Annotated in this window: 6 protein-coding genes and 1 pseudogene; 2 read left to right on the top strand and 5 right to left on the bottom strand. The window is 44.8% G+C overall.

The genetic code is table 11. The annotated features are described in order from the left end of the window. Window positions 1–151: pseudogene (locus ACFSCZ_RS09185) on the top strand (hypothetical protein); the annotation flags it as partial. Here ACFSCZ_RS09185 and ACFSCZ_RS09180 read toward each other — a convergent pair. The 5 genes from ACFSCZ_RS09180 to ACFSCZ_RS09160 all read right to left on the bottom strand — a co-directional run bounded on the left by ACFSCZ_RS09180 (window position 145) and on the right by ACFSCZ_RS09160 (window position 6136). After that, a complete protein-coding gene (locus tag ACFSCZ_RS09180; RefSeq protein ID WP_380773616.1) occupies window positions 145–495 on the bottom strand; it encodes a type II toxin-antitoxin system PemK/MazF family toxin in 351 nt (116 codons plus the stop codon). The pseudogene ACFSCZ_RS09185 and the gene ACFSCZ_RS09180 overlap by 7 nt on opposite strands. Before the next feature lie 4 nt (window positions 496–499). Continuing rightward, window positions 500–781, bottom strand: coding sequence for a CopG family ribbon-helix-helix protein (locus ACFSCZ_RS09175; RefSeq protein WP_380773615.1), 282 nt, complete (start codon window positions 779–781; stop codon window positions 500–502). A 380-nt stretch (window positions 782–1161) separates the two neighbouring features. Next, window positions 1162–2352, bottom strand: a complete 1191-nt coding sequence (gene alr, locus ACFSCZ_RS09170) for an alanine racemase (RefSeq protein WP_380773614.1) — start codon at window positions 2350–2352, stop codon at window positions 1162–1164. Window positions 2353–3001: 649 nt separating this feature from the next. Beyond that, window positions 3002–4753: an adenine deaminase gene (gene ade / locus ACFSCZ_RS09165; protein WP_380773612.1), complete on the bottom strand. Its 1752-nt coding sequence runs from the start codon at window positions 4751–4753 to the stop codon at window positions 3002–3004. Window positions 4754–4768: 15 nt separating this feature from the next. Then, window positions 4769–6136, bottom strand: coding sequence for an NCS2 family permease (locus ACFSCZ_RS09160; protein ID WP_380773611.1), 1368 nt, complete (start codon window positions 6134–6136; stop codon window positions 4769–4771). A 756-nt stretch (window positions 6137–6892) separates the two neighbouring features. On the opposite strand from ACFSCZ_RS09160, the gene ACFSCZ_RS09155 reads away from it, so the two are divergent. Further along, the coding region (locus tag ACFSCZ_RS09155) for a transposase (RefSeq protein WP_380773617.1) at window positions 6893–7262 on the top strand (370 nt) is incomplete at its 3' end.

The following is a 7262-nucleotide window of genomic DNA, read 5'->3' as shown; positions in this document are numbered from 1 at the left end:
CAGCCAGCTGGCCCAAAAAATGGCCCAAGAAGCAAACAAAAAGAAAGAAGAAAAAATAAAAGAACTTCAAGCGTTTATTGCAAGATTCAGTGCAAATGCTTCTAAATCCAAGCAGGCGACATCCAGAGACGCTAAAAAAGCGTCTCAAAAAGCGATGAGGCCTAAGCTGATTTGCAAGGCATCATCCACCTTCTCCATCATTTCTTCATCAAGATGCGTAATCTTATCAGTAAGACGCTGCTTGTCGATCGTTCGAATCTGTTCAAGCAGTATGACTGAATCCCGTTCAAAACCATAACGCTTTGCATCGATCTCCACATGTGTGGGCAGCTTCGCTTTCTGGATTTGTGCAGTAATGGCTGCAACAATGACTGTGGGGCTGAACCGGTTTCCAATATCATTCTGGATAACCAGCACCGGCCTGACTCCGCCTTGTTCCGAACCAACTACTGGGGATAAATCGGCGAAAAACACATCACCCCGTTTAACGACCAACAGATCATCCCCCGCTTACAAGCCGCTCGACAGTATGCTCTGCCTCGTATTCTGCCTGTATAGCCTCCGTTGCGATAGCCAGGTTAATCTTTGCCATTTCCATGTAGCCGCGTCTCATCGATTCAACGATATGGCGTTTTCTCCGCTCCCGAATGTACATTTTTGTAGCCCGATAAATAAATTCATTTCGGTTAAGATTTTCCTGCTCCACAAATCCGTCCAACTCTGCCAAGAGCTGCTGTGGTAAACGAATGACAATTTCTGTTGTTGCGCTGGATTCAGACACCAACTACACCTCCACCATAAATACAAGCCATTTTCATTTCATGTAGTAATTAAGATTAATCCACATACCATCATAACATCAATCATTCATGGTGCAAAGAACATTTCATAAAACAAATAAGGACAAATCATTCATTTACTGGCAATACTGGCCTGACACGGCTTCAAAATATTAACATTTCTTCATATTATCGTCATAACAAAGAATGCCTTATACATAAATTCTGCATTTTTGTCATAACTCCTTCTTTATTCAGCAAATTTTTTAATTTTTTTAAAGCAACAGCTGAAAAGTAAATGGCCTGGCCGTTGAAGCCGAGGCATTTTTTACAAAAGACAGAAACTCGCATAGAATGTCATTCTTCTGTGATTTGACAAATATTAGTCCTTCTTATCCACTGACGGTGCACCTGCAAGCAGTTTATTTTCCACCTCTGAAGTCTGGCAGCCATTTTTGTATATACGCGGCACCCGAAAGTTAATCGTGCATGTCACTTCATAATTGATCGTTTCCAGCTTGCCGGCAATTTCTTCGACAGGAATAAAATCTCCCTGCCCTTGTCCACCAATCAACGTAACCTTCGTCCCGACAGGCATATATTCCGGCAGTTTGATCATCGTTTGATCCATGCAGATCCGACCTACAATGTACGCACGCCTTCCGCCGGCAATCACACGCTGTCCTTCCAATTTACGCAGCCAGCCATCCGCATATCCGACAGGAATTGTGGCAATCCACTCTTCATCTTTTGCCTTGTACCCCGCTCCATAGCTTATGCTTTCACCTGGATTGATTTTCTTGACATGTACGATTTTTGTATGCAGAGAAAATACTTGTTTTCTTTTAACAGAAGGAGGCCTCTCCTGCGAGACAGACAGCCCGTAAATAGCTATGCCGACCCTGACAGCATTAAACAAAGAATCGGTATGGCAAAGGGCACCTGCACTATTTGCAGCATGTACGTAAGGAGGTGTTTGTTGCAGCGAAGAAACGAATGTTTTAAATAAAGCCAATTGCCGCTGATAATAAACCTCAGACATTTGGTCAGCGGTAGAGAAATGGGTGAAAATCCCTTCCAACTCAAAAAAATCATGATGTCTATAAATAAATTGCTCAATGTCTTTTAATTCTGCTTCACTTTTCAGTCCGATACGGCCCATTCCGGTATCACACTTTATATGGAGTTTGAGCGGAGGATCAGCAGGATCGATCGCTTCCATAGCCTCTTTCAGCCAGTCCATTTGGAAGGCCGGTACGGAAATATCATGCCTTGCCGCTACGCCTGCATCTGCCGAACGGATCAGGCCCAGGACAAGAATCGGGGCTTGTACTCCGCTTTGTCTAAGAACCAATGCTTCATCCAGCAAAGCGACCACCAACCCGTGGGCACCTGCCTGTAAGGCTTCTTTTGCTATTTGGACAATTCCATGTCCATAGGCATTTGCTTTAACCGCAGCAAACATCTTTGTTTCCCGAGGCAGCCCGTCACGGATGGATTTTACATTTTGACGCAAGGCTTCCAAATCTATTTCTGCCCACGTATCTCGATAATATTGGGTTTGGTCAATCAAAAAAGTCACGCTCCCCAGGAAATCAAATTGACTCCTATTTGATTATTCAATCCCCTCCCGCATATGTCAAATGAATTTTAATTTTATTTTTGTTACATTTTCGTCATAAAAAAAGGATAAACGCGAGGGGGAAAGGCGATTTCCGCCCTTCAGAAGGGTCAAATTCTCTGGGATCCTGCACCTTTATTGGCGACATCATGGTAAAACTGGTTTATGAGCGCGATTCCTGGACTTTGCTACTTTTAAATCATTCTTGGCGACTATCGGGGGCTTCAATACTTTTTAGGGATTGATTTATGAACTTTTATTGGCGACCATCTCAAAGCCTTTTGCGCTTTTTGGGCTTCTTAACTCATTCTTCGCGGCCATTCGAGGCCTTTGATACTAACTCTTCTTGGCAATCTCTCATTCTCGGCGATCTTCCAAGGACCTTTAAATACTTTTTAGGGCTTTATGAACCTTTCATGACGACCATCCCTAGCACTACGATCTTTTTTCGGGATCCATGGCACCGATCACCACCCCTGGTCCTATGGTGCTTCTGTTGGCTTTAAGAGCCTTTCACAGCCCATATAAAAGCGGGGTGCAAATACAGACGCATCGCTCACTTGGGAAGATAGGCCCCCGTTGGCACGGGGGCCGATGAACATTATTTGACTCCGACAGCTTCTATATCGATATGCTGAAATGTTTTTACATCAAAAAGGCCCGTATCCGTCAGCTTCAGTTCGGGTATAACCGGCAAAGCAAGGAAAGCCAATGTGATGAAGGGGTTAAAGTCCATGGAACACCCTATTTGCTTCAGAGATTCATTCAGTTTTATAATTTGGGCATTAGTGAGTCTGTAATTCATATCCGACATTAAGCCTGCGACCGGCAGAGGCAGGGATGCAATGACCTTTCCGCCTTCTACTACAGCCAGACCGCCTTTCATATCAGCTGTCTTTTGAATGGCCTTCAATAAATCGGTATCGTTTGTTCCGGCCGCTACAATATTATGAGAGTCATGGGCAACCGTTGAAGCGATCGCACCATGTTGAATGCCTAAACCTTTAATGATCCCCAGCCCAATATTGCCCGTACGGTAATGGCGTTCAATGACAGCAATTTTCAGCTGATCCTTCTCAATGCTCGGCTGAAAATGACCATCCACGACATCCACCTCTTCCACGAGGTGCTTGGTCACAATCATTTTCGGCCTGATTCCAATAAGATTTGCCATCTTTCCTTCCATCATTCGGATCTTTACATCTTCCGGAGAAACAGGGCCTATATTGACGCTGTCGGTAACGATCGGGAGCGGAGCGGCAAATGTTTTTGCCGTTTGGATGACTTCGCCATTGTCCGCTGCCAGTTTCCCGCTTTTATATACACGATCAATGTGTATTGACTCCAAGTCATGCAATAGCAATAGATCTGCTTCATATCCCGGGGCAATTGCCCCTTTTGTCTTCAGTCCAAAACATTCCGCAGCATTCAGGGTGGCCATTTGAATAGCTAACACAGGGTCCAATCCTTCTCGGATAGCCGTTTTGATATTAAAATCAATACTGCCCTCATCAATAATTTCATCCAAGTGCTTGTCATCCGTCACAAACAGGCAACGGCGGGCGTTCTCCTCATTCACCGCTTTCAGCAATGTGACTAAATCTTTTGCCGCAGAACCTTCCCGCAGCATGACATACATGCCTTTCCTCATCCGTACGAGGGCCTCTTCAGCAGTGACGCATTCATGGTCGGTTCTGATGCCGGCAGCCATATAGACATTGATTCCATCCTCATCCACTCCGGAAGCATGGCCGTCAATATGTTTGTTTTTTTCCGCGGCATCGATAACCTTATCCAGCATTTTATCCTCCTTGTAAAGAACAGAAGGAAAATCCATGACTTCTCCCAGTCCGAGCACCCTGGGGTGGGAATAGTAAGGTTCCAAATCAGTATGCTCCAGTGAAGCGCCTGCATTTTCAAAAGGGGTGGAAGGAACGCACGATGGCAGCATCAGCAGAACATCAAGCGGTATATTCTCTGAAGACTCCAGCATATAATCAATACCGGCCGTCCCGGACACATTGGCAATTTCATGAGGATCCGCAATAATGGTAGTTACACCATGCGGCAGCACGACGTTGGAAAACTCAGGAGGAGTAACCATGGCGGATTCAATATGGACGTGCCCGTCAATAAAACCGGGCACCACATATTTTCCGGTTGCATCCACCGTTTCTATCCCCTCAAATTTTCCCGTTCCGGCAATATATCCATCGACAATAGCCACGTCTTCCGTAATAATCTCTCTCGTAAACACATTGACGACTTTTCCGTTCTTAATCACAAGGTCAGCAGGAACTCTTCCTGCTGCCACGTCAATTCTCTTTTTCAACATTTCTTTAGTAAAAGTCAAATCAGATCCCTCTCTTTAATGTCCGCCCATGATAAAGTTGATGATAAATGCCGCACTCACAACATACATGATCCAATGGATTTGGCTCGCTTTGCCTGTCAGAAGTTTTAATAGTGTATAAGAAATAAATCCGAAGGCCAGTCCTGTAGCGATACTATACGTGAGAGGCATCAAGATAATCGTCAGGAACACGGGGATGACATCTGTAAAGTCCTCAAAGCTGATGTTTTTGATCTCACCGAGCATGAGTGCTCCAACCAGAATAAGGATGGGAGCCGTTGCTACCGATGGAACAAAGACAATCAGCGGAGCAAAAAACAGTGCCAAAAGGAATAACATCCCCGCTGTCAGCGCCGTCAGCCCGGTTTTTCCGCCTTCCTGAATACCTGTGGCGTTCTCCACGTAAGCGTTCAGGGCAGTGCTTCCGAACGTTGCGCTTGCCATTGTGCCGACCGCATCAGCCTGAAGGGCACGGTCCAAGTTTTTGATTTTTCCGTCTTCCTGTACAAGCCCGGCTTTTTTTGTCAACCCGATTAATGTTCCCAAGTTATCAAATAACTCTACGATTGTAAATGAAAAGATGACAGAGATGATCCCGTAGGCTATGGCTCCTTTAATATCCATTGCTAAAAATGTCTCGGACATGCTTGGCAAATTGAGGGAGACAATATCGCCAATTCCTTTAGGAAATGCAATGAACCCGGTGATCATGGCAATGATACTTGTTCCCAAAATACTGATGAGGAGGGCTCCTTTTACCTTTTTCGCCGTCAGTACAGCTGCGATAACGAACCCAATCAGGGCAAGAATCGGCCCCAAACTTGTGACATCTCCAAGAGCTACAAAAGTTGCTTCATCTGCTACGATCAGCTCAGCATTAGAAAAACCGATAAAGGCAATAAACAGCCCGATCCCGACGCCGATGGCCGATTTCAAGACATCGGGGACCCCATCCACGATTTTCTGGCGTACCCCTGTGACAGTTAAAATCAGAAAAAGGACACCTGAAATAAATACTGCTCCCAATGCCGTCTGCCATGTCAAGCCGTGCCCGAGAACAACCGTATAGGCAAAGAAAGCGTTCAGGCCCATCCCCGGAGCTACGGCAACCGGATAGTTGGCCCATAGTGCCATTAAAATTGTACAAAACACACTAGCATAAATAGTAGCTGCCAAAGCCGCTTCTCTCGGAATCCCGGCATCCGACAGAATGGCAGGGTTTACGAAAATAATGTAACTCATTGTCAAAAAGGAAGTCAGCCCCGCAAGCAGTTCCGTGCGGACATTCGTATTCCTTTCCGACAATTTAAACAGCCTTTCCAAAAGACTGTTCTGTTCCGGGGGCGGAGCACCGGCTCCCAATTCTTTTTCCGTCATGCCCATATTCAGATCGCTCCTTTGTTTAAAGATTAAACTGGATCAATCATTCTTTTTTCTGTAAGCGATTTCAAGTGATGCATTGAGCCCCCTGCCGGACCTGTGTACACCTCCTGCTGGTTTTTTTCGTATCAAAATGCTCACCTCCTCCGTGACGATCCTTAAAAAGGGACTCCCTCCATAAATGGAGGTCAAGAAGGGGCAAGCTTCATTACAATTATTAAAAGTTCTAAATATTTATAATAGTTAGGGACTATTATACCACTTTTTTTCAATCGTACAACTCCTTATTTTAAAAATAAGCCGTCTCATGGGGACTTTTTATAAAAAAACATATCAAGACGAACATCCTAAAAGGACAACCACAAGATGCGCCGGCCCAGGATCTTTTTCACCCTGCAGGCAAGCAGTGTATCTTCATTACACCATTTCAACTTTGCGGGATTCAGCCTGGCTCATGACCGCTCTATGCTGACTGACCGTTTGCCGGGTTATAGGCTTCGAGCTTATTCAGAGAAAAGGCGGGTTCCCGTCCCCGGATCTGCCTCCCAAACGTGCGCACACATACTGTTCACTGGAACCGGACTGAGTGTAAAAAAAGGACCCTTACAAAAAGGGTCCGCAGGCTGTCGAGAAACCCTCGACAGCCTTTTTAATTATTTATAATATTTGTTCTTTCACCGTTTTAATTTGTTAAAATAAAAATAACAAAATATGGCGGTGATAAAGTTGCTCCATACAAAATCAAGCATTCAAAATGAGATGGAATTTGTTTGTCTAGAAGATTTGGTTCCCCAAGATCATCTCCTCAGAAAAATTGATCGGCATATTGATTTTTCTTTTATTATTGATAAGGTCAAGCCTTACTACTCTGAAGACAATGGCCGGCCTTCGTTAGATCCAATCGTTCTATTTAAAATGATGTTTATCGGTTATTTCTTTGGTATCCGTTCGGAACGTCAGCTAGAGAAAGAAATCCAGACGAACGTAGCCTATCGCTGGTTTTTAGGCCTTCGCTTGACGGATCCGGTGCCACATCATTCCACCATAAGCTGGAATCGCTGTAATAGATTCAAGGATACTGACATCTTCCAGGAGATCTTCGATGAAATTGTTCTCCAGGCACAGGGCC

Origin of the sequence: Siminovitchia sediminis, from assembly GCF_042680885.1 — a bacterium.
GTDB lineage: Bacteria > Bacillota > Bacilli > Bacillales > Bacillaceae_C > Siminovitchia > Siminovitchia sediminis.
The sequence above is the reverse complement of the archived record's forward strand: the minus strand, read 5'-3'. Positions and strand labels throughout refer to the sequence as shown.